Raw genomic sequence first — 22,947 nt, forward strand, 5'->3', positions numbered from 1 at the left:
GCCTCTCGGTGGTGAGCGGTACCGGGACCAGTGTTCCTCAGCGCACCGCGCGGCCGGGGAGGGCGCCGGTGAGCCGCCCGTCGAGCAGTGCGGGGACCCCATCGACGAGCACCGCGTGCACACCCGTCGCCAGGCGTCGCGGCTCGTCGTAGGTGGCGTGGTCGGTGACGGTCGCGGGGTCCACCAGCACCAGGTCCGCACGCTGGCCGGTCGCGACCGTCCCGCGGTCGTGCAGCCCGAACCGTCGCGTCGCGGTGGTCGACAGGTGCTGCGCGGCGGTCGGCCAGTCCCAGTCGCCGAGCTCGCGCACGTGCCTGCCGAGGAGCCGCGCGAACGTCCCCCAGCCGCGCGGGTGCGGGTGCCCGCCGCGGTAGATGCCGTCGGAGCCGGCGCAGTGCGCGGGGTGGCGCAGCAGGGCTCGCATCGAGTCGTCCGAGTTGGTCGGCGGCTGCTCGAACACGCAGCCGACCTGCAGGTTCGTGGTGACGAGCAGGTGGAGGGCCGCGTCGGCAGGCGTCATCCCGAGCCGTGCGGCGACGTCCAGGAGCGACAACCCCTCGGCCCACGACGCACCCGGGACCCACGACATCGTGACGCGCGGCCAGACCTCGTCGCGCGGAGGAAGCCGGGACCGGACCGCGGGGTCGGCCAGGAGGTTGATCGTGCGGTCCGGGTCGGCCAGCGGCAGCCAGTCCGGGAGGGCGGCGAGCGCCAGGATCGTCGCACCACGCAGGTACGGGTACGAGTCGAACGTGAGGTCCAGGCCCTCGGCGAGCGCGTCGTCGACCAGCGGCCCGAGCCGCTCGGCCGGACCGTGGTAGTGCGAGACGTGGGTGCCGACGCCGGTCGTGCGCGCCAGGTCGAGCAGCTCCGCGAGCGCGGCCGGAGCACGGTCCTCGTAGCCGCGCATGTGGGAGACGTGCGGCCGATGGCGGCGCGCCAGCACCTCGCACAGCGCGACCAGCTCCGCACGGTCGGCCGACGACGCCGGTGCGTACTCGAGCCCGGTCGACATCCCGCGCGCACCGTCGTCGAGCCCCTGCTCCAGCAGCCGCACCATCGCCGCGACCTCGTCGGGTCGCGCGGGCCGGTCGTCGGCCCCCATGACCGCGTACCGCAGGGTGCCGTGCGGGACGAGGTACGCGGTGTGCACCGTGGTCGCGCGGTCGTAGGTGGCCAGCAGCTCGGCGACGGACCCGCCGCGGAACGTCGGGTGGGAACCGTTGATCGCGGCGAAGTACCGGTCCGCGTACTCGGCGGCACCCGACCCCGGCGGCGACGGCGCGAAGGAGACGCCGTCCTGGCCGAGCACCACCGTGGTGACGCCCTGGTGGGTCAGCGCCGCCTGGACGTCGGGATCGAGCACGAGGGCGTCGGCGTGCGCGTGCGCGTCGACGAACCCCGGGAGCACGAGGAGGCCGCCGGCGTCGATGACGTCGGATCCGTCGACGGGCAGGTCGGGGGCGATCTGCCCGATGCGGTCGCCGTCCACCCGGACGTCCGCCCGGACGCCGTCGGCCAGCAGACCACCTCGGATCAGCACCGCTAGACCTGCAGGCCGATCAGCCACACAGCGCCCAGCGCGAGGGCGGCCAGGCAGACGAGCAGCAGGATGGCGACCCAGAGGGCGCCGGGCGTGTGCGTCAGCCGACCGAGCAGGCCCGCGTCGGACGTGTCCGGCACCCCTCGGCGACGACCGCGGCGGCGCTCCGACTGCATCTCCAGTACCGCGCGCGGCGCACCCAGCAGCAGGAACCACGTCACCGCGTAGGCGGCGATGCTCTGCACGGTCGCCGATCCCCAGACCGTCACCGCGACCAGCAGCGCACCCGTCACCAGCACCGCCCACAGGCCGTACCAGTTGCGGATCTGCACCAGCACGAGTGCCAGGACCACGAGCAGGATCCACAGCAGCGCGACCGCGTACCCGCGGGACAGCAGCCACGCCGCACCGACCCCGAGCAGCGCCGGGCCGGTGTACCCCGCGGCGACGGTGGCGACCATGCCCGGACCGCGCGGTTTGCCCACCGACACGGTCAGGCCGGAGGTGTCCGAGTGCACCCGGATGCCGGACAGCCGGCGTCCGACGAGGACCGCGACGGTCGCGTGCGCAGCCTCGTGCACGATCGTCAGCCCGTGCCGCGCCACGTGCCACGCGACCGGGACGAGCAGGATCAGCAGCACCCCCGCCGCGGTGAGCAGCACCGTGGTGCTCGACGGCACCGGTTGGGGCGTGGTGATGTCCTGCCAGGCGTCGCCGATCCAGTCCACGCGCGGGGTCCTTCGTCCGTCGTCGTCCACCCAGGCGGGTGGGCAGGACGGACCCTACCCAGCCGGAGGCGCCGTGGTGGGCAGGACGACGTCGGTCCCGTCCGCGGTGATGCGCACACCGTCCGCGACGACCGTCGCATCGGACAGGACCAGCCCGTCCGGGAGGCCCTCGACGGGGATCTCGATGTCAGTCAGCCGGTCACCGATCGCGTTCGGCAGGTCGTCGATGGAGACCGTCAGCCCGGCGATCTGCACGTTCTCGACCGACACGAGCAGCGTGCCGTCCTCGACGCGCGGCACGAGGTCGGCGGCCAGCCGCAGCCCCAGCACCTCTCCCGACGCCGTGAGCGCGCCCCCGTCGACCGCGACCGCGATCTCCAGGTCCGAGCGGTCGGCGACGATCTGCTCGATCGACGCGGTAGGCAGCGTCGCGGAGATCGTCGCGGTGCCCACCGTGTACGGCTCCGACGTGCTGACGTCGTGCCCGTCGAAGGTCACGTCGGTGGCGTCGATGCCCTCGAGCGTGACCCCGTCGACCGTGCCGGTGACGTCGTCGATCGAGCCCGCCAGCAGCTGGGTGAGGAACGGGAAACCCCCGAGCTCGACGGTCGGGGTCCCGACGACGTCGAGGTTCTCCTCGATCGCGGCGACCACCTGCTTCTCGGCCGTCGACGCCGCCACCCGGTCCGCGACGAACGCGCCGGCCACGAGCACGACGCACGTGGTCAGCACCCCGATGGCTACTCCGCGTGCGCTCACGGGTTCAACCTAGGGGGTCCGTGCCGCCCTGCGCTGGTCAGGGGCGCTTCTCGCAGCCGATCCCGTCGTTGTCGCGGTCGAGCTTCGGGGCGTACCCGGGGCTGCCGATGTAGACAGGTGCGGCGCCCGCGGCCCATGCCTCGGTGCAGTTGGCGAACGGGCCGGTGACGGGAGCAGGAGCGGGCGCGGGAGCGGGGGCCGGGACTGCCGGGACCGGGGCTGCCGGGGCCGCGACCGCGGGGGCGGCGGGTTGCTCGACGACGGGCGGAACGACGACCACCGCCGGAGCCTCGACCACCGGCGGAGGCGGCACCGCGGAACCCGCCGGCAGCGGTTCGGCCGGGCACGTGGACAGCACCCCGACCATCGCGTCCTGCTCGGCCTGCGTGACCCACAGCCCGTACGTGTACTTCACGCCGACCTGCCGCGCGACGTACGCGCAGCGGAACGCCTTGTTCGGCGGGAGCCACGTCGCCGTGTCCCCGTCGCCCTTCTGCTGGTTCAGCGGGCCGTCCGCGGCGAGCAGGTTCAGCGGGTCGTTGCCGAACGCCTCCCGCTTCGCGGTGTCCCACTGCTGGGCGCCCTTCTGCCAGGAGTCCGACAGGGCGACGACGTGGTCGATCTGCACGGCCGACGACGTGTCCTGACCGCGGACGAACGCGATCGGCTTCCCCGAGTACGGGTCGAGCAGCGTGCCCGACGCCACCACGCAGCCGTTCGTGCCCGGCTTCAGCACCTGGTCCGTGAGGTCGCGGCGCAGGATGTCGTTGCGGGTGTCGCAGCCGTTGCGGTCCACGTCCTTCCACGCCTGGCCGTAGAGGTCGCGGTCGTACCCGGTCTTCGGCGCACGGCCCTTGACCGGCAGCAGGACGGCGGTGGCCAGGGCCGTCTGCGGCTGCGCGGCGGCAGCAGCGGCGGCGTCGACCGGCGGCGCCGGCTCCGGGTCGGGCAGAGCTGCCGCCTGGTCCTCGAGGCTCGGGGTGGCGCTCGCGCTCGGGGTGGCCGGGCTCGCGGCGGTCGGTTCGGCTTCCGTGTCGACGGACGCGACGGCGGTGCAGGCGACGAGCGACACGGCGAGCAGCCCGGCGGCTGCGGCGATGCGTAGCGGGGCCCAGCGCGAACGACCCGACTCGGGGGCGGACGGGTCGGCCGGCCGCGCGTCGTCAGTCCTCGGTCTCGTCACCCCCTGAGTATCGGTACGCCGCAGCGGTCCGACGGGTGACGTAGGTCCTGGTCAGCGGGTGATCCGTCCCACACCGTGGACAGCGCGGAAGATGCTTGCGCTCCACAACCTTGGGCTTGTCATGGCCCGCACCCCCGCGACGCGCGTGAGCGTCGGCTTCGTCCTCCTGCTCTCGGCGCTCACCGCGTTGGGCCCGTTCACGTTCGACACCTACCTCGCCGCCTTCCCCGAGATCGCCGACGACCTCAACACCACCGCCGCCGCCGTCCAGCTGACCATCGCCGCGTCGCTCGCCGGTCTCGCGCTCGGTCAGCTCCTCATCGGGTCCGTCTCCGACGCCTACGGCCGCCGACGACCGCTGCTGAGCTCCCTCGTCGTGTACGTGCTGGCGTCCGTCGGGCTCGTGCTCGTGCAGAACATCACGGCGTTCACTGCCCTGCGGTTCGTGCAGGGCTTCACCGCCGCCGCGGGGATGGTCCTGTCGCTCGCGGTGGTCCGCGACAAGTTCGAGGGGCTCGCCGTCTCCAAGGTGATGGCCCGCCTGATGCTCGTCGTCGGCGTCGCACCGATCCTGGCGCCGACCATCGGCGCCCAGCTGCTGCTCGTCGGCTCCTGGCGGCTGATCTTCGTGTTCCTCGCCGCCACCGGCGCCGTGCTGTTCGTCGTCGCGTCGTTCGCGCTGCGCGAGTCGCTCGCGCTCGAGCTGCGGCGCACGGGCGGCACCGGCGCCGCTCTGCGCACCTACCGTGACCTGCTGCTCGACCTGCCGTTCCTCGGCCTGGCGCTCATGTCCGCCTTCTACCTGTCGGCCATGTTCACGTACGTCGCGTCGTCGACCTTCGTGTTCCAGGAGGGGTACGGCCTGACGCCGCAGCAGTTCGGCTGGGTGTTCGCCGCCGGCGCCGTCGCGATCACCGCGGGCTCCCAGATCAACGGCGCGCTCGTCGGCCGCTTCCGCCCCGAGCAGATCCTCTCCGGCGCCGTCGCGGTCGGCGTGGTGCTCGGCCTCTCCCTCTTCGCGACGACGCTCCTCGGTGCTCCGTTCTGGCCCGTGACCGTCCTGCTGGTGCTCACTCTCGGCACCGCCGGCTTCGTCCTGCCGTCCGCACCGGCCATCGCCCTGGCGTCCAACCCGCACCGTGCCGGGTCCGCCGCCGCCCTGCTCGGCGCCCTCCAGTTCGGGCTCGGCGCCGTGATCGCGCCCCTCACCAGCATCAACGGGACGCCGACCGCCGTGTCCATGGCGGCTGTGATGGCCGGCGTCATCGTGATCGCCGCCGTCCTGCTCGTCGCGGTCCGCCGCTCGTGGGCGCGCACCGCGCTCGAGGAGGCCGAGAGCGTCGTCGCCGGCGCGCACACCTCGCTGGACCTGGTCGCAGCACCCGAGACTCCGACAGCTCGCGACGCCGAGATGACGCGAGAGGTCGCGGCGAGGTAGGGCCACGCGACCGCGCCAGGTCCGGCGCTGGTGCTTGCACGATCCGGCGGGAATATTGTGGCGCACGTCACACTTGCGACTTAATCTGAGCCCTACGCGCTCGATGAAGGACGCACGATGAGCTGGGTCTTGCTGGCCGCTGTGATGTTCGTCCCGGCGCTCGTCTTCGGTGCGATCTGGCAGCTGTTCCCGTCGGCCGACGAGCCGCCGCGATGGCGCACGTTCGTGGCCACCCGGTTGGAGCACCTGGCCGAGCGGATCCGGCCACCGAGGCCTCCCGAGTACGACCCGTTCACCACCCTGCGCGTGCAGGAGCGGCTCGGTGTCGTCGCCGACCACGTCCGCTCCCTCGAGCTGGACCCGCGCACCTTCGCCCGCGCCGAGCGGATCATCGCGTCGCAGCTCGCCTACGACCAGCTGCTGGTCGAGGCATGCAAGCTGGCGGGCGTCGAGGTCCAGCCCGCCGCGAAGGGCGACCCCGCCGAGCGGTTCCGCGAGGAGGTCGAGCTCGCCTCCCGCGGCTGGGCGTGGTGACAGCGCCCTCGTGGCAGCGGTCGGTCAGCCCGCCCGAACGGTGAGCGTGCTCGGGCCGTCGGCGGTCGGGCGGACCTCGATGCGGTCCGCGATCGACTGCTTCAGCGCCTCGACGTGCGACACCACCCCGACCACTCGGCCACCCGCACGCAGTCGACCGAGCTCGGCCAGCACGGCGTCGAGCGTGTGCGGGTCGAGGGACCCGAAGCCCTCGTCGACGAACAACGTGCCGAGGTCGATCCCGCCGGCCTCGGCCGTCACGACGTCGGCCATGCCGAGCGCCAGGCAGAGGGACACGTAGAACGTCTCCCCGCCGGACAGGGTCCGGGGGTCCCGGGCCTGCTCGGTCCGGTGGTCGATGACGCGCATGGCCAGGCCGGTGTTCCGCGCGCGCACGTCCTCCTTCTCGTCGCTGCGGACCAGCTCGAACCGGCCGTCCGACATGACGAGCAGGCGCTCGTTGGCGGCGGCGACGACGTCCTCGAAGCGACGCATCAGCACGAAGGTGGCCAGCGACAGGTTCCGCGCGTTGTCGCCCCCGCCACCGCCGGTCAGGTCCGCGAGCCGGCAGACCGGGCCTGCGGTGCCGAGCGCGTCTGCGAGCGCGGTCCCGGACGCGACCACCCCGTCGCCCGCGACGGCGGCTGCTGTCGCACGCTCCTCGGCGACCCGCGCCTCGCCAGCGGTGCGCTCCGCCTCCACCCGCGCGGCGGCCTCGGCGGTCGTCGCCGCGTCGAGGTCGACCAACAGGTCGTCGGCGAGCGCTGCGATGGCCGGTTCGGCCAGTCCGGCGGTCGCCCGGTCGAGTCGCGTGGCGTAGGCGGTCACGACGCGGTCCAGCTCCGCGAGGACGGCAGCGTCGACCGCGGCCGTACGCGCCTCGTCGGCCGATCCGAAGCCGTGCTCGTCGAGCCCTGCGGCCAGCTCCTCCTGCCGACGGCGGAGCTCGTCCTGCGCGGCGTCACGCTCTGCGAGCGCGTCGAGCACCGTGGCGGACGACGCGACCCGTCCGAGCAGCTCCGCGTGCCGCGCGGCGACCGTCGGGTGGTCCCCCCGAGCGGTCACGACCTCGGCCTCGGCGGCGTCCAGGTCCAGCAGCGTGACCTCCAGCGTCGCCCGCTCCCCCGCGAGCCGCGCGACGGCGGTCGCCCGCTCGGCCTCCCGGCTCCGGGTCTGCACGTCGAACCCGTCGAGCGCCGGCACCAGCCGGACGACGTCGGCTTCGGCAGCCCGCGCCTGGGCGAGCGCCGAGCGCGCCTGGTCGCACCGCTCGGTCGCGTCCTCAGCGGAGACGCTCCCCACGCGAGCGCGCAGCGCGCCCGCACGCTCCTCCAGCACGCTGCACCGCTCGGCGGCGGCGTGCAGGCTGCGTTCGGCGGCGGCCCGATCGGCCTCGGCACGCTCGACCTGCTCGGCGGACACGTGGTCGGCGCCGAGCACGGCCTTGGCGGGGTGCTCCGCGGAGCCGCACACCGGGCACGCGTCCCCGTCGTCGAGCCGGGCCGCGAGCTCGCCGGCCAGGTCAGCGACCCGTGCGGCGCGCAGGTCCCGCTCGGTGTCGAGCGCGACCACCGCGGCGGCACCCGCGGCGGTCCGGGCTGCACCGGCCTCCGCGAGGGTCTGCTCCGCGGCGGCCAGTGCAGTGTGCGCGGAGACCGTCTCGATCGCCGTCGTCAGCGCCGACTCCCGCTCCCCCGCCGCGGCGGCCAGTGTCCGGGCAGCCTCCAGCTCGGTCAGCAGAGCGGCCCGCGCGGCCGGCCGCGTGGCAAGCCACTGATCGTCGGACGCGATCGCGGCGACCAGGTCGTCGACCGTGTGGCGCGTCTGGCGCACTGCGCGGCGACGGGACTCGAGCCCGGCCTCGACGTCGACCAGCCGCGCGAGCGCACCCGCCGCCTCCGCGGACACGCGGCCGGCTGCCTGCACGTGCGTCCGGAGGTCGGTGCCCTCCGGCGGGGTCGCGATGTCGTCCGGGGTTCCGTCCAGCGCGGCGGTCACCGTCTTGCGGGCCGCGTCGAGCATCGTCGCGGCGCGGTCGGCCCCGAGCACCAGCGGTCGGACTGCCTGGGCCGACCGTGCGGCGGTGAGCTGCAGGATCGCCTCCGCGTTCATGTCTGCCGCAGCATCCAGCGCTGCCCGTTCCGACCGCAGGGCGTCGCGGCGGCGGAGCAGGGCGTCCGTGGCGGTCGACTCGTCGAGGTGGGTGCGCGCTGCCCGCCGGACCGCGTCGGCCGCGACCGCCGCGGCGCGCGCGCCGGCGGCCCACCCGGCGAGCTCGTCGGTCCGCCCGGTCACCACCGACCGCACCGCGGCCACCAGCCCGTCGCCACGCACCACGGCGGCGTCGATCGCCGTCCGCACGTCGGCGGCCTCGTCGTCGGTGAGCCGTGCGGCGCCGACCAGCTGCGACGTGCCCGACGACAGCGCCGACCGCGCCGCCGCACTCGCCCGGTCGCTCTCTCGACGCATCTCCGCCAGGCGCAGCGCGAGCTGCTCGTACACCTCGGTGCCGAAGATCTTCTGCAGCAGCCCGCGTCGCTCCTCGGGCTTGGCGCGCAGGAAGTGCGCGAACTCGCCCTGGGGCAGCACGATCGTCTGGACGAACTGGGTGCGGTCCAGGCCCACGGCCTTCTGGATCTCGGCGCCGACCTCGTCCAGCCGGTTGCCCAGCGGCACACCGACGGAGTCGAGGGTCGCCGGGTCGAGGTCCGCCCCCGCGGGCAGGCGCCACGCCTTCACCGACGCGTTCGCCGTGGTCGTGCCGCTGCCGCGTCGCTTGGCCCGCTGGTACACGGGGGTGCGCCGCACGCGGTAGATGCCGGAGGGCACCTCGAAGACAAGATCGACCACGCTCTCGACGTCGTCGGCCGCATACGCCGACCGGAGCCGGTCCTCCGACGCCTCGGCGGACGCGACCTTCCCGTACAGCGCGAACACGATCGCGTCGATGAGCGTCGACTTGCCGGAGCCCGTCGGCCCCTCGAGCAGGAACAGCCCGGCCTGGCCGAGCGCGTCGAAGTCGACGGTGTACTCGCCCGCGAAGGGCCCGATCGCCTGGAGCGTGAGGGTGCGCAGGTGCATCAGGCGCTCCGCTCCATCGCGGCGACGTCCTCGTACGCGCGCCGCAGCACGTCCGCCTCGGCGGGCGTCGGGCCGTGCCCGGTGATGTGCGCGAGGAAGTCGGCCGTGACGTCGAGCGGGTCGTGCGCCGCCGTGACGACCGCCGCGCGCGAGGACTCCGCCGACTGCGCCGCGCGGTGGTGCACCACGAGCGCGTGCGGGAACCGCTGCTTCACGCGGCGGTACAGGTCCTCCGGGCGGTGCGCGTCCGTCACGGTCACGCGCGTCCACGCGTCGGTGTGCGGCGCGCCCGCCTCACCGAGCAGCTCCTCGAGCGTGCCCGTGACGTCGGCGAGCCGGCGCGGCACCGGGGCGGCGACCAGCGACGTGCGCACCTCACCGCCGGACAGGTCCACCAGGACGGTCGACTTCGCGTGGTGCTGCTCGGAGAACGAGTAGGCCAGCGGCGACCCGCTGTAGCGCAGGACCGTGCCGTCGACACCGGTCACCTTCTGCGGACCGTGCAGGTGCCCGAGCGCCACATAGTCGGCCCCCGCGAACACGCCGGCCGGGACCTGGTCCACGCCCCCGACGCGGATGTCCCGCTCGGAGTCCGTCGGGGCCCCTCCGATGACGAACGCGTGCGCGGCCACCACCGAACGCGGCCGGGCAGGACCCTCGCGTGATGCGAGGTCGTCGCGGATCCGTCGCATCGCCGCAACGGCCACCGCCTGGTGCGACCGGGCCAGCAGCTCAGGTCCGTCGGCCAGCTCGACGCGCGCGAAGTCGGGGTCGAGGTACGGGATGCCGTAGACCAGCACGTCGCCGTCGTCGTCGGGAAGCACCACCGGCTCCGCGAGCCCGGCGACCCGCGTCCGGAGCCGGACCCGGTCCCGCATCAGAGCCGACCCGAAACCCAGCCGCGTCGCGGAGTCATGGTTGCCGGACGTGACCACGACCGTGGTGTGCTCCGCGAGCCGCGCGAGCGTGTCCGAGAGCAGCGTCACGGCCTCCACGGGCGGGATCGCGCGGTCGTACACGTCCCCCGCGACGACCACCGCGTCGACCTGCTCGGCGCGCACGACGTCGACCAGGTGCTCCAGGTACGCCGCCTGGTGGTCGAGGAGATCGACCCCGTGCAGCGACCGGCCCAGGTGCCAGTCCGACGTGTGCAGCAACCGCATGCGGCGAACGTAGACCAGCCCACCGACACACCCGGTGACCGGGCGCGGGGTGGCGTCAGACGGACGTCACAGGCGCCGCGGGCAGCTCACCGGACAGGCCGACCATCTCCAGCACGTCCCGCAGAACCCGGTGCGGGTCCAGCAGCGTCACGGGGATGCGCTCCTCGGAGGCCGCGAGGTGCAGCTGCAGGACGAAGGCGATACCCGACGAGTCGATGAACGTCGCCAGCGTGGAGTCGATGACCACGGGGACGCCGCGGACCAGCGCGAGGCCCATGCACGCACCGGCCTCGTCGCGCAGGGCGGCGTCGATCTCCCCGACGAGGCTGATGACGGTCTTCGTGTCCTGGGCGTCGACACGGATGGTTCCGGCCGCGGGCGCGCGATCGATCACGTCGAACTCTCCTCAGCTCTCGCCCCCGTGACCGGATCTGCTCTCCGGCGGCTCGACGCTACCCCTCCGGGCACCGGGGCACCTACGACATCGCGAACGGATGTGGTCGTCGGGAGGTTCCCGTCCGGCAGCGGAGCTAGCCTCGTGCGATGGCCCACCACGAGCTCCCCGCCAGCCACGCCGACCTGCTGGACCGGCCCCTCTTCGCCCACCTCGCCACCGTCGCGCCGGACGGCGCACCGCACAGCAGCGTCATGTGGTTCGTGTGGGACGGCGAGGTCCTGCGGTTCACGCACACGTCGACCCGCCAGAAGTTCAAGAACCTGCAGAACGAGCCCCGGGTCGCGATCTCGATCCACGATCCCGAGAACCCGTACCGGTCGCTCGAGGTCCGCGGGGCGGTCGTGGACACGGTCCCCGACGACGAGGTCGCCAGCTTCTACAAGTCGCTGCAGAAGCGGTACGGCGAGGACTACGAGATCACCGACGCTGCGAAGCGGGTGATCCTGACGGTCCGCCCGACGACCTTCGTGACGAAGTAGCGCTCAGTCCGACACGGAACCCGAAACCTCGGGCTCGGTCACGTCCGACACCGTCGCGTCGAGCGCATGCACCAGGTCGGCACCGTCGATGGTCGCCGCGAAGCCGTGCGCCCCGCCGCCGATGGACACGCTGCGTGACCGGATGCGTGTGTCCGCGACGACCGGCCACGCCACCAGCGAGCCGAACGGCGTGATGGTGCCGCGCTCGTAGCCCGTGACGTCCTTCGCGGTGGCCGCGTCCGGCATCGACAGCCGGGACACCCCGAGCAGCGCACGCAGCTTGGGCCACGAGATGGTCCGGTCGCCCGGAACCAGCACGAAGAGGAAGTCGTCGTCGCCGCGGCGCACCACGATCGTCTTGACGATGCCGGCGGGGTCGATGCCACGCGCTTCGGCGGCCTCCGCCAACGAGCCGACCCGCCCGTGCCGGGTCACCTGGAACGGGATGCCCGACGTCTCGAGCCCGGAGAGCGCACGGCGCTCCCCCTCGGTCGGTGCAGGGGCGCCATCGCTCATCCGGCCACTGTAGGAGCCCTGCCCGTCAACGGGATGCAGCCGCGCCCGCCATCGCCTGCCCGAAGGCTGCGGAGTCGAACACGAGCGTCTCGGAGACGATCTTCCCGTCGCGCACGACGAAGTGGTCGACCGTGAGCGGCAGCGCCTGACCGGCAGGACCGTGCAGCTCGTACATGACGAGCAGCTCGTCGCCGTCGCCGAATGCCGCGACCTTCCGCCAGCCGCGCCCGATCCGACCGGCGAACCGCGCGAGGAAGGGCAGGAACTCGTCGGTCGAGGTGAACGACGCGCCGGCACCCTCGAACGTGAAGTCGGGCGCGAGGTAGGTCGCTGCGGCGTCCAGGTCCCCGGACGTCCAGGCGTCCTGGTAGCCGGTCACGATGTCGAGCACGTGCTGCGTCATGGTTCCTCCTGCGGGTCAGCCGGCCCAGGTGTCGGGGCCGGGATCATCGCCTGCCGCGCTCGTCGCCAAGCGGGGCAGGAAGTGCGCCCATCCATCTGCGTGCCCGGTGGCGCGGCTGGTCGGCAGGCCGGTGTGGAACAGGTCCACCCGGGTACCGCCGTCGACAGCCGTGAGCACGAACTCGACCCGGCTCGCCGACGGCGGCAGGTCGGCGCTCCCGGCCATCCCCCAGGACACGACGACTCGGCGCGGTGGTTCGACCTCGACGTACTTCCCCCGCACCAGCGACCCTCCGATGTCGACGGCGAACTCGCCGCCGACCACGGGGTCCAGCGAGGCCCGGTGGCCCATCCACGTCACCATGCGCTCGGCGACCACCAGGTGCGAGAACACGATCTCCGGCGGCGCGTCGATGTGGATCGACGTCGTGTAGTCAGCCACGGGACGCCGCTTCCGCTGCGTCCTTGAGCGCGCGCAGGTGGGTGGGCCAGAAGTCGTCGAGGTAGTCGCGCACGGCCGCGAGGCCGTCGGTCCGCACGACGTAGAGGTGCCGCGTGCGATCGCGCTGCTCGGTGACCAGGCCGGAGGCCCGCAGGACGCGGAGGTGGTGGGAGACCGCCTGCTGCGACATCCCGACCTGCTCGGCGATGTCGCCGACCGCGACCGGCTCGTCCCGGACGACGGCGAGGATCCGCCGACGGCTGGGGTCGGCCAGGGCCTTGAGCGCCGACGACGCGCCGTCCATGGGACCTCCACAAATGGATGCTTGTACAAGTGGAACGTAGTGGAGGTTGCACACCAGGACAAGAGCCTCATGCTGGGCGTCGACGAGAGGGGCCCGATGACCGACGACACGCTCCGGATCGCGTCCGCCGCGCTCGGCGTGCCCGTGTCCGACCCGCAGCCGCTCGGCGGCTCCACCAGGTCCGAGGTGCTGCGCTGCCGCGTCCCGGCCGGCTCGGTCGTCGTCAAGAAGTACCCCGACGGCTCGTCGGCGTCGTTCGCCCGGGAGGTCGCCGGGCTGACCGCGCTCGACCACACCCCCGACCTGCTCGCGGTCGACCGCGAGCACGGGCTGGTCGTGATGAGTGATCTGGGGACGGGTCCGACGCTCGCGGACCTGCTGCTCGGCGACGACCGTGAGGCCGCGTGGGCGGGCGCGCTCGAGTGGGTCGAGGCGCTCACGGACACGCTCGGCCGGTCGCGGTCCACGACGTTCGACGAGGCGCTCGGCGACCTGTCGGCCGACGAGCCGTCGGCGGCCGCTCGGGTGGGTGCCCGCATGCTTCTCGACGACGTCCTGGGCCTCCCGGCCGACCGCGCGCTCGACGCCGAGCTCGACCTGATCGCGACCCTCGACCATCGCGACCCAGCCTCGGACGTCGTCTCCCCCACCGACACGTGCCCGGACAACGCCATCCGCACGGCGGACGGCTGGCGCTTCGTCGACCTGGAGGGCGCGACCGTGCACCACGCCGCCTACGACGCGGCCTACGCGGCGATGCCGTTCTCCACGTGCTGGTGCGTCTTCGACCCGCCGCCGGGCTTCACGGACCAGCTGCTCGACACGTTCACGGAAACGCTGGGCACCCACCGGCCGGACCTCGTCCGCGAGCCGGGGTGGACCCGGTCGGTCGACCTGGCGTCGGCGGCCTGGATCCTCGCGATGACGGGCTGGCTCCTGTTCGGCGCCGACGAGGACCGCCCGCGAGTCGGCCCTCCCGGGGTGCTGTCGCCGTCCTACCGGCAGCTGCTCACCACCCGATGGCGCTGGGGTGCGGTCCGTCTTCGGTCCACCCTGCCCGCCGTCGCGGGGCTCCTGGGCACCGCCGCGGCCTGGGCCGACGACGAGTGGGGAGCGTCCGCCGCACCCGTCGGGCCGTACCGCGCGTTCGCCGACGACGAATGAAGGAGCGGTTCACGGCCCGCACCTGGGAGACTGGGACGTCGTGAGCACGCCGTCCCCCTCCCCCGTCGACCCGCCCGGGTCCGGTGCTGGGCGACCCCCGAGACGGCGGGGTCGAGGCCGTCGCAGGCCGACGACGGCGGAGCAGCCGGCGCAGCCCGCGGATGCCGCCACCGGGCAGCCCTCGTCCGATCGGCAGCCGCCGTCGGGCCGGCCCCCCTCGGGCCAGCGTGCGTCGGGCCAGCGCTCGTCCGGTCGCGGCACGTCGGGTCGCGACGACCCCGCCCGCGCCGCCGCCCGCCGCGCGCGTGCCGCCGAGATCCGCCGAGCCGTCGACCTCCCGCCGATCGTCTACCCGGAGCAGCTGCCCGTCAGCGCGCGCCGGTCGGAGATCAGCGACGCCCTGCGCGACCACCAGGTCGTCGTCGTCGCAGGCGAGACGGGGTCCGGCAAGACGACACAGATCCCGAAGATCGCGCTCGAGCTCGGTCGCGGCCGCGCGGGGCAGATCGGCCACACGCAGCCGCGCCGGATCGCCGCCCGCAGCGTCGCGGAGCGCATCAACGAGGAGCTCGTCGGGGACGCCCCGCTGGGCGGGATCGTCGGCTACCAGGTCCGGTTCACCGACGAGTCCAGCGAGTCGACGCTGGTGAAGGTCATGACCGACGGCATCCTGCTGGCGCAGATCCAGCGGGACCCGATGCTCCGGGCGTACGACACGCTGATCATCGACGAGGCGCACGAGCGGTCGCTCAACATCGACTTCATCCTCGGGTACCTCACGCGGCTGCTCCCCCAGCGCCCGGACCTCAAGGTCGTCATCACGTCGGCGACCATCGACTCCGACCGGTTCGCAAGGCACTTCGCGAACGCCGACGGCGTCGCCGCGCCGGTCGTGGAGGTCACCGGCCGCACGTATCCGGTGGAGATCCGCTACCGGCCGCTGTCCCCGGACGTCGAGGAGGGTGCGCCGGTCAAGAAGAGGGGCGCCGAGGACCGCGACCCGATGACGGCGATCTGCGAGGCGGTCGACGAGCTCTGTCTCGAGGGCCCCGGCGACATCCTCGTGTTCCTGTCGGGCGAGCGGGAGATCCGCGACGCGGAGGACGCGCTTCGCTCGTCGCTCGGCGTCCGGGTCAGCGACCCACGCTCGCCGGGCGCGGTCGAGCTGCTCCCCCTGTACAGCCGGCTGTCCGCCGCCGAGCAGCACCGCGTGTTCGAGCGGCACCAGAACCGGCGCGTGGTCCTGTCCACCAACGTCGCGGAGACGTCGCTGACCGTGCCGGGCATCCGGTACGTGATCGACCCCGGCACGGCCCGCATCTCGCGCTACTCCAAGGCGACCAAGGTGCAGCGGCTGCCGATCGAGCCCATCTCGCAGGCGTCGGCGAACCAGCGCTCGGGCCGCTGCGGTCGTGTCGCGGACGGCATCGCGATCCGGCTGTACTCGCAGGACGACTTCGACGCCCGACCGCTGTACACCGAGCCAGAGATCCTTCGTACATCGCTCGCGTCGGTGATCCTGCAGATGATCGCGGTGGGCGTCGCGACGACGCCGGAGGATATCGGCGACTTCCCGTTCGTCGACCCCCCGGACACCCGAGCGGTCCGCGACGGCGTCCAGCTGCTCACCGAGCTCGGTGCGCTGGGCGACGGCCGGCTGACCGAGACCGGCCGCGCTCTGGCGCAGCTGCCGATGGACCCGCGGCTGGCCCGGATGATCGTCGAGGGCGGTCGCCGGTCGGTGGCCCGCGAGGTCATGATCATCGCCGCCGCGCTGTCCATCCAGGACCCGCGCGAGCGCCCGGTCGAGGAGCGCGAGAAGGCCGACCTGTCGCACTCGCGGTTCGCGGATCCCACCTCTGACCTGCTCACCTACCTGAACCTGTGGCACTACCTGCGCGACCAGCAGCGGGACCTGTCGGGGTCCGCGTTCCGGCGGATGTGCCGGTCGGAGCACCTCAACTACCTGCGCATCCGCGAGTGGCAGGACGTCGTCACGCAGCTGCGCGAGCTGGCCAAGCCGCTCGGCATCGTCGTGAACGCGCCCCGCTCCGCTCAGGAGACCGACGGGCTCCAGCTCGAGTGGGACGGCGACCGTATCCACGTCGCGATCCTGGCCGGCCTGCTCTCGCAGATCGGCATGCAGGAGGCCACGGAGGTCGCTGCGCCGTCGCGCGGAAAGACGCCCGGCAGGACGGATCGACGCGCCCGCAACGAGTACCTGGGCGCTCGGGGGGCGCGGTTCGCGATCTTCCCGGGGTCGGGTCTGGCGCGGAAGCCCCCCGCCTGGGTCATGGCCGCGGAGCTCGTCGAGACGTCCCGCCTGTGGGGTCGTGACGTGGCACGCATCCAGCCCGAGTGGGCCGAGGAAGTGGGCGCTCACCTGGTGAGACGCACCTACTCGGAGCCCGCGTGGTCCACCAAGCAGGGTGCCGCGACGGCCTTCGAGAAGGTCCTGCTCTACGGCGTCCCGATCGTCAACCAGCGCCGGGTGCTGTTCGCCAAGGTCGACCCCGAGCACGCCCGCGAGCTGTTCGTCCGGCACGCACTGGTCCAGGGCGAGTGGACCACCCACCACGCGTTCTTCCACGAGAACCGGCGCCTGCTGGCCGAGGCGGAGGGCCTGGAGGCACGGGCCCGCCGACGGGACCTCGTGGTCGACGACGACACCCTGTTCGCGTTCTACGACGAGCGGGTCCCCGACGACGTCGTGTCCAGCCGGCACTTCGACCAGTGGTGGAAGTCCGCACGGCGCGACAACCCCGACCTGCTGACGTTCACTCGTGAGCTGTTGGTGGGTGAGGCGGGCGCGATCGACGAGTCGGCGTTCCCGTCGCGCTGGCCGCAGGGCGACCTTCGGCTCCCGCTCACCTACCAGTTCGAGCCTGGTACAGAAGCCGATGGTGTGACTGTACATATCCCGTTGTCCACCCTCGCGCGCCTCACCCCCGACGGCTTCGGCTGGATGGTGCCCGGCCTGCGCGAGGAGCTGGTCACCGCCACCATCCGCGCCCTGCCCAAGCCCGTGCGCGTGCAGCTGGTCCCCGCACCCGACGTCGCTCGCGGTGTCGACGCCTGGATGACCGAGCACACGGCCGACTGGGAGGACACGGTCCGCGCCGGCGATGCCGCCCCGTCGTTCCGCGAGGTCTTCCGCCGGGCGGTGCGCGAGCTGCGCGACGTGGATGTCCCCGATGACGCGTTCGACGACGACCGCCTGCCGCCGCACCTGCGCATGACGTTCCGGGTGGTCGGCGATCGCGGGGGAGTGGTGGACGAGGGCAAGGACCTGGCCGTCCTGCAGCGTCGGCTCGCGGCCCAGACCCAACAGGCCGTCGACGACGCCGTCCGCACCGCCGTGCGCGCGGCGATGGAGGAGGCGCGGAAGGCGTCGCCGGACACGCCTGCGGCATCCGCGACGGCCCCGACGCCCGCGCCCCCGTCCACGCACACGGCCGGCTCGACCTCGGCGAGCAGAGCGCCCGCCGTCGACGTCGAGCGCACGGGCCTGACCACCTGGCCGGCGGACCTGCCGGAGCTCCCCGAGGTCGTCGAGATCGGCAGGGTCCGCGCGTACCCGTCGCTGGTCGAGGAGAAGCAGACGGTGGCGGTCCGCGCGCTGGCCGACGAGTCGGCCGTCCCCGAGGCGTCACGCCGCGGGCTGCGCCGGCTCCTCCTGCTCGACGTCGGCCTGGCGACCGGCCGTATCACGACCCGCTGGACGGGCACGCAGGCGCTCACGCTCGCAGCGAGCCCGTATCCGAGCACGGAGGCCCTGGTCAGGGACGTGCAGCTAGCGGCGATCGAGTCCCTCCTGACGGCGCCGGCCACCAGCGTCCGGACGCTCGACGCCTACACCTCGGTGCGCACGGCCGTCCGGGACCGCCTCGAGGACACCGTGTTCACCGTCGTCACCGACCTCGTCGCGGTGCTGACCGCGTGGCGCGAGCTCGACGCGGAGATCCGCTCCCGGTCCAGCCTCGCCCTGCTGGCCACCGCGCAGGACATCCGCGCGCAGGCCGCCCGCCTGGTGCACGACGGCTTCGTCAGCGAGACGGGCGCCGAGCGCCTCCCGCACCTGGCCCGCTACCTGAAGGCCGCGCGGCACCGGCTCATCAAGGCCGCGGACAACCCGCAGCGAGACGCCGACCTGGCATGGCAGGTGCAGGACGTCGAGGCGCTCTACGACGACGCCGTCGCCAAGCGCCCGCACGACCCCGAGGTCACCGCGGTCCGCTGGATGCTCGAGGAGCTGCGCGTGAGCCTGTTCGCCCAGCAGCTGGGCACACCGGTCCCGGTGTCGACGACCCGCATCAAGAAGGCCCTGACCTCACCCGCTCGGATCTAGCACAACCCGTGCCCGATATGTGACAGTCGACAGGACGACCGCCGACGGGGCACGGCGTCGCGTCGGCGCATCGACGGGGGGCAGGGCATGCGCGAGCGTCTGGCCGCGCTGGTGAAGCAGGTGTGCGTCGCGGGGGACCGTCGGCAGGGTCTCGACGACGACCTCAGGAGACGGCTGGACGACGTCCTCGCGGTCCTGCGCGACGAGCACGCGGAGCCCGACACCTCGCACGACGACCCGCTGGCCGGGCTCGCGGACGTGTTCGGTCTGGACGAGCAGGACGCCGAGCTGCTGACGATCGCCGCCGCCCCCGACCTCGACGCGAACCTCGCGCTGGCGTTCGGCCTGCTGCGCGGTGGGCCGTCGCCGGCCCGTGCCACGGTCGGCCTCGCCCTCGAGCTCGCATCCCTGCCGACGCTCTCCGGCGCCGGACCCACCTACCTGGGTCCCACGGCACCCACGCGTCGCCACGGTCTGCTCGAGGTGTCGCCCGCCCCGGCGCTGTGGCTGAGCCGGGAGCTGTGGGTCCCGGACCGGGTCCTGGCCCACCTGGTCGGCGTCGACGAGGCCGACCCGCTGCTCACGCCCGCACTCGTCCTGCCCGTGCCGGTGGACCGGTTGGACGTCGACGGTCTCCTGGCGGCGGCCGTCACCGCGGGCGAGCCCCTGGTCTGGATCCGCTCGCCCCTCGGCTCCGGCGGGCTGTCGCTGGCCGCGGCGGCCCTGTCCGAGGCGGGCATCGGCTGCCTCGCCCTCGACCTGGCCCGCGTCGCACCGGACGCCGACCTCCGGCGCGTCCTCGCCGTGACGACGCGGGAGGCCGCACTGCAGGGCGCCGGTCTGGTGCTCGTGCACGCGGAGCGGCTCGCGGAGCACGACCCCGCCACCCTGTTCGCCGCGCTCGCCGAGTCCGTCGTGCCCGTCCTCGCCGTCGGCGACCGGCCGTGGCAGCCGCTCTGGCTGGCGTACCACCCCCTCGTGCTCGAGGCCCCCGCGGTGACCACCGAGGACCGTGCCCTGGTCTGGGACAACGAGCTCGGCGCCGGGATCGCCGACCACCGGCTGGCCACCTTCCGGCTCGCTCCCGAGGTCATCGCCGACGCCGCCCGGTACGCCACCACGCTCGCGGACGTCACGGGGACGGAGATCTCGGCGGACTCCGCCCGCGCGGCCGCCCGGCGCGTGGGCGGCTCGATCACGTCGGGCCCTGCGCTGATGCCCACGCGGCCCCCGACCTTCGCCGACCTGGTGCTGCCCGACCACGTGTCGCGCCCGCTGCACCGGTTCGTCTCCTGGGCGGCCCACCGCGACGAGGTCCTCGCGGACGGTCGCCTGGTCGACGTGGGCGGGAAGGGGACGGGCATCGCCGCGCTGTTCAGCGGCAGCCCCGGCACCGGCAAGACGCTCGCCGCGCACGTCGTCGCCGCCGAGCTGGGCCTCGACCTGTTCCGGGTGGACCTGGCGTCGATCGTCGACAAGTACATCGGCGAGACCGAGAAGAACCTCGAACGCGTCTTCCACGAGGCGGAGAGCCTCAACGTCCTGCTCTTCTTCGATGAGGCGGACGCCCTGTTCGGCAAGCGCTCGGACGTCAAGGACGCGCACGACCGGTACGCCAACCAGGAGGTCGCGTACCTGCTGCAGCGGATGGAGAGCTTCGACGGGGTCACCGTCCTGGCCACCAACCTGCGCGGCAACCTGGACCCGGCGTTCAGCCGGCGGATGAGCTTCATCGTCCACTTCCCCGACCCGGACGTGCCCACCCGGCAGCGTCTCTGGGAGCGGCACCTCGCGCGCGTCACCACCGACCCGGCGGACCCGGTGCAGGTGGCGCACCTCGCGCAGGAGGTCGAGCTCGCCGGCGGCGACATCCGCAACATCGTGCTCGCCGCCGCGTACGACGCCGTGGCCGCGGGTGAGCTGGTCGGCATGCGTCATGTCCTCGCCGCGACGGTCGCGGAGCACCACAAGCTCGGTCGTCGCGTCCCGGAGCACGGGTTCGCACAGTGACAGGCACACGGAAGGAGGCCCGCCATGTCTGCTGGACGTGACCGGACCACGCTCGAGAAGGCACCGGAACGGGCGGCTGCGCAGGTGGCCCCGCCGGTGCACCGCGACCACGTCACCCCGGTGGCCGTCCCGGGCCTCGCGACGGGCATCCAGCGCCGGTCCGTCGGCGACGACCCGCTGGGCGGGACCACCGTCGCGCCCGAGATCGGCACGGCCCTGCGCCGTCGGCAGGGCGGCGGACGGCCGTTGGAGCCGGAGCACGCCGAGCGCCTGGGCGCCGCGATGGGGACCGACCTCGGCGGGGTGCGGATCCACGACGACGGAGAGGCCGACACGATCGCGCGCTCGGTGCAGGCGACCGCGTTCACCGCCGGCTCGGACGTGTACTTCACGCGCGGCACGTACGCGCCGGGGACGTCCGGCGGCGACCACCTGCTGGCTCACGAGCTCGCGCACGTCGTCCAGGCCCGCAGCGGCGTCAGCTCGGCGCAGGGGCCCGTCATCGGCACAGCGGACGACCCTGCCGAGGCCGCCGCCGACTCCGTGGCCGACAGCGCCGTGCGCCGCCTGCAGCGGCAGACCGCCCGGGTCACGTCCGTGGCGCAGACCGAGTCGTCGGGACCGCGCGAGGCGCTCGCCCCGCTGCGCCGGCAGGCCGAGCGGGCCGGGACAGTGCGCCGGTGGAACCCGTTCAAGGCGCTGCTCGGTGGCAACAAGAAGAAGACCAAGAAGCTGGCGACGAAGACCCCCGTCCCGTCGCCGGTCACCGCGAAGGTCCCCACACCCGTCGAGCCGAAGGTCCCCGTCCCGTCCATCACGACGATCCCGAAGCCGGTCACCACGACGGTCGAGGCGACGGTGGACACCGCCCCGGAGGTGACCACCCCGGTCGTCGACCCACCGACGGTCCAGGACACCGCGCCCGAGACGGGAGCACCGAAGGACGTGCCGACGATGGACGTGGTCGCACCCACCGACGCGACGCCCACGACGGACGTGGTCGCTCCCACGACCACCACGCCGGTGGTCGCCACCCCCGAGGTGGTCACGCCGCCGACGGTCAAGAAGCCCGCCAAGGAGCGCTTCGAGGCCGCCTGCGACCCGCAGACGGCCCCCGCGAACAAGGGCGTCGCCAAGAACCGGATGGACGCCCTGCGCGTCATCATCAACGGGTTCAGCGGCGCGGAGAAGCAGGAGATCTCGACCGACCCGGGCGCGATGGCGAAGGGCCGGACGCACCTCGGCGACCTGTACTACATGTCGCTCCTGGCCGCGGTCGACACCAACGTGAAGAAGACCGACAAGGTCGACAGCTCGAAGAAGAAGCACCACCTGACCGGCGCCGAGGCCGACGAGTTCATCAGGACGAACATCGAGGACTACCCGCACCTCAAGCCGTTCGTCGAGGCCGCGGTCGGCGCGGGCAAGAAGGGTGAGGGCTACGTCGCGAGCATCTCGCCGGAGGACTGGGCGATCGTCTACGGCGTGGAGTTCCCGACGGACTCCAAGGCGGAGCAGAAGTCGACGAACGCGTACGCGTCGACCAAGAACGCGGACGGCCCGGCGATCCTGCACGCCGACCGCGGCACCCCGAGCACGGCGATCCACGAGAGCATGCACCGCTACGCGCCGGACGACGTCCTGGACAACTACGGCTTCGACCTCAACGAGGGCATCACCGAGTACTTCACGCGGGTCCTCACCGACCAGAACGCGGCGCCGGCCAAGAACGGTGGGCCGGAGCGGACCAACTACCCCAAGCAGGTGGCGTTCGTGCGCGACATGATCTACATCCTCGGCGGGTCCACGGCCGACCAGGAGAAGGTGCTCGCGCAGATCTACTTCGAGGGCAAGCTCAACCTGCTGGAGACCAAGTTCAAGGCCGCGCACCTGGCGAAGGTCAGCACGATGACCGAGGCGGAGCTGGGGACGGCCTGGTCGTCGTTCAAGGGCTACGTCAAGAAGGGCGACTGGACCAAGGCCAAGGCGAAGCTGCCCGCGAAGTGACCCCGACGACCGAGGAGACCGCATGACCGGCATCGCCGAGGAGCGCGACCGCATCCTGGCCCTCCTGCGCCTGACCGACGGCGTCCAGGACACCGACGCCGTCCCGACGGCCGAGGACGTCGGCGCCGCCGACGCGCTGGGGCTCGACTGGCCCGACGAGCAGGCGCACGTCTCGGTCTACCTGTTCGCGGACTACGCCGACGCGGCCGCGGCCCAGGAGCGGCTCAGGGGCTACGCCGCGCAGACCGGTCTGTCCGTCGAGACGGCGGTCAACGGCGACCTGCTGCTGTGGGCCGTGGCACCCGGCGACGACGACCAGGCCCTGGCGCGGATCGACGGACTGGCAGGGTCGTTCTCCGGCCGGGAGTGATGCCCGCTGCTGAGGCAGG

The 22,947-nt window shown here is 73.3% G+C and carries 19 protein-coding genes; 8 read left to right on the plus strand and 11 right to left on the minus strand.

All coding sequences use genetic code 11. From position 1 onward, the window contains the following. Positions 1 to 37 precede the first annotated feature (37 nt). From J2X26_RS03900 to J2X26_RS03915, 4 genes are read right to left on the minus strand one after another with little or no spacing between them, the layout of a single operon-like run. A complete protein-coding gene (locus tag J2X26_RS03900; protein WP_307489987.1) occupies positions 38 to 1,543 on the minus strand; it encodes an N-acyl-D-amino-acid deacylase family protein in 1,506 nt (501 codons plus the stop codon). A gap of 2 nt (positions 1,544 to 1,545) precedes the next feature. Continuing rightward, positions 1,546 to 2,271, minus strand: coding sequence for a M50 family metallopeptidase (locus J2X26_RS03905; RefSeq protein WP_307489989.1), 726 nt, complete (start codon positions 2,269 to 2,271; stop codon positions 1,546 to 1,548). Positions 2,272 to 2,325: 54 nt separating this feature from the next. After that, positions 2,326 to 3,030 carry an LmeA family phospholipid-binding protein gene (locus J2X26_RS03910; RefSeq protein WP_307489991.1) on the minus strand — a complete coding sequence of 235 codons (705 nt, stop codon included), beginning with the start codon at positions 3,028 to 3,030 and terminating at the stop codon, positions 2,326 to 2,328. Between the two features lie 37 nt (positions 3,031 to 3,067). Beyond that, entirely contained in the window at positions 3,068 to 4,213 is a 1,146-nt protein-coding gene (locus J2X26_RS03915) for a GmrSD restriction endonuclease domain-containing protein (RefSeq protein ID WP_307489992.1), read from the minus strand. Between the two features lie 121 nt (positions 4,214 to 4,334). On the opposite strand from J2X26_RS03915, the gene J2X26_RS03920 reads away from it, so the two are divergent. Together J2X26_RS03920 and J2X26_RS03925 are read left to right on the plus strand one after the other, a co-directional pair. Then, the gene (locus J2X26_RS03920; RefSeq protein WP_307489994.1) at positions 4,335 to 5,651 is read left to right on the plus strand and encodes a multidrug effflux MFS transporter; all 1,317 of its coding nucleotides are present in this window, start codon (positions 4,335 to 4,337) and stop codon (positions 5,649 to 5,651) included. Positions 5,652 to 5,768: 117 nt separating this feature from the next. Then, the gene (locus J2X26_RS03925) at positions 5,769 to 6,185 is read left to right on the plus strand and encodes a hypothetical protein (protein ID WP_307489996.1); all 417 of its coding nucleotides are present in this window, start codon (positions 5,769 to 5,771) and stop codon (positions 6,183 to 6,185) included. A 24-nt stretch (positions 6,186 to 6,209) separates the two neighbouring features. Here the strand turns inward: J2X26_RS03925 and J2X26_RS03930 are convergent, their stop codons facing one another. The 3 genes from J2X26_RS03930 to J2X26_RS03940 are packed head-to-tail and all read right to left on the minus strand — an operon-like array spanning position 6,210 to position 10,823. Beyond that, the gene (locus J2X26_RS03930; protein WP_307489998.1) at positions 6,210 to 9,266 is read right to left on the minus strand and encodes an AAA family ATPase; all 3,057 of its coding nucleotides are present in this window, start codon (positions 9,264 to 9,266) and stop codon (positions 6,210 to 6,212) included. Continuing rightward, positions 9,266 to 10,429, minus strand: coding sequence for an exonuclease SbcCD subunit D (locus tag J2X26_RS03935; protein WP_307489999.1), 1,164 nt, complete (start codon positions 10,427 to 10,429; stop codon positions 9,266 to 9,268). The genes J2X26_RS03930 and J2X26_RS03935 overlap by 1 nt, the downstream gene beginning before the upstream one ends. A 55-nt stretch (positions 10,430 to 10,484) precedes the next feature. Beyond that, on the minus strand, positions 10,485 to 10,823 hold the full coding sequence (locus J2X26_RS03940; RefSeq protein ID WP_307490002.1) for an STAS domain-containing protein: 339 nt from the start codon (positions 10,821 to 10,823) through the stop codon (positions 10,485 to 10,487). Positions 10,824 to 10,972: 149 nt separating this feature from the next. Here J2X26_RS03940 and J2X26_RS03945 point away from each other — a divergent pair, with 149 nt between their 5' ends. After that, positions 10,973 to 11,365, plus strand: coding sequence for a PPOX class F420-dependent oxidoreductase (locus J2X26_RS03945; RefSeq protein WP_307490003.1), 393 nt, complete (start codon positions 10,973 to 10,975; stop codon positions 11,363 to 11,365). A 3-nt stretch (positions 11,366 to 11,368) separates the two neighbouring features. On the opposite strand, the gene J2X26_RS03950 is transcribed toward J2X26_RS03945, so the two are convergent. From J2X26_RS03950 to J2X26_RS03965, 4 genes are read right to left on the minus strand one after another with little or no spacing between them, the layout of a single operon-like run. Beyond that, positions 11,369 to 11,881: an aminoacyl-tRNA deacylase gene (locus tag J2X26_RS03950; protein WP_307490005.1), complete on the minus strand. Its 513-nt coding sequence runs from the start codon at positions 11,879 to 11,881 to the stop codon at positions 11,369 to 11,371. Between the two features lie 25 nt (positions 11,882 to 11,906). Further along, positions 11,907 to 12,284 (minus strand): nuclear transport factor 2 family protein, encoded by a 378-nt coding sequence (locus J2X26_RS03955; RefSeq protein ID WP_307490007.1) that lies wholly within the window; start codon positions 12,282 to 12,284, stop codon positions 11,907 to 11,909. Between the two features lie 15 nt (positions 12,285 to 12,299). After that, a complete protein-coding gene (locus tag J2X26_RS03960) occupies positions 12,300 to 12,725 on the minus strand; it encodes an SRPBCC family protein (protein ID WP_307490009.1) in 426 nt (141 codons plus the stop codon). Continuing rightward, complete coding sequence (locus tag J2X26_RS03965) at positions 12,718 to 13,029, minus strand: ArsR/SmtB family transcription factor (protein ID WP_307490011.1); 312 nt, start codon at positions 13,027 to 13,029, stop codon at positions 12,718 to 12,720. Before J2X26_RS03965 ends, J2X26_RS03960 begins: the two co-directional genes overlap by 8 nt. A 96-nt stretch (positions 13,030 to 13,125) precedes the next feature. On the opposite strand from J2X26_RS03965, the gene J2X26_RS03970 reads away from it, so the two are divergent. The 5 genes from J2X26_RS03970 to J2X26_RS03990 all read left to right on the plus strand — a co-directional run bounded on the left by J2X26_RS03970 (position 13,126) and on the right by J2X26_RS03990 (position 22,928). Next, a complete protein-coding gene (locus J2X26_RS03970) occupies positions 13,126 to 14,193 on the plus strand; it encodes a phosphotransferase (protein WP_307490013.1) in 1,068 nt (355 codons plus the stop codon). A gap of 40 nt (positions 14,194 to 14,233) precedes the next feature. Beyond that, positions 14,234 to 18,541: an ATP-dependent RNA helicase HrpA gene (gene hrpA / locus J2X26_RS03975; protein WP_307490014.1), complete on the plus strand. Its 4,308-nt coding sequence runs from the start codon at positions 14,234 to 14,236 to the stop codon at positions 18,539 to 18,541. Between the two features lie 87 nt (positions 18,542 to 18,628). After that, positions 18,629 to 20,551, plus strand: a complete 1,923-nt coding sequence (locus J2X26_RS03980; RefSeq protein ID WP_307490015.1) for an ATP-binding protein — start codon at positions 18,629 to 18,631, stop codon at positions 20,549 to 20,551. A 24-nt stretch (positions 20,552 to 20,575) separates the two neighbouring features. After that, positions 20,576 to 22,558, plus strand: a complete 1,983-nt coding sequence (locus J2X26_RS03985; RefSeq protein ID WP_307490017.1) for an eCIS core domain-containing protein — start codon at positions 20,576 to 20,578, stop codon at positions 22,556 to 22,558. 22 nt (positions 22,559 to 22,580) lie between these two features. Beyond that, the gene (locus J2X26_RS03990; protein ID WP_307490019.1) at positions 22,581 to 22,928 is read left to right on the plus strand and encodes a hypothetical protein; all 348 of its coding nucleotides are present in this window, start codon (positions 22,581 to 22,583) and stop codon (positions 22,926 to 22,928) included. Positions 22,929 to 22,947 lie beyond the last annotated feature (19 nt).

The organism is Cellulomonas humilata (genome assembly GCF_030814415.1).
GTDB classification, from domain to species: domain Bacteria; phylum Actinomycetota; class Actinomycetes; order Actinomycetales; family Cellulomonadaceae; genus Cellulomonas; species Cellulomonas humilata_A.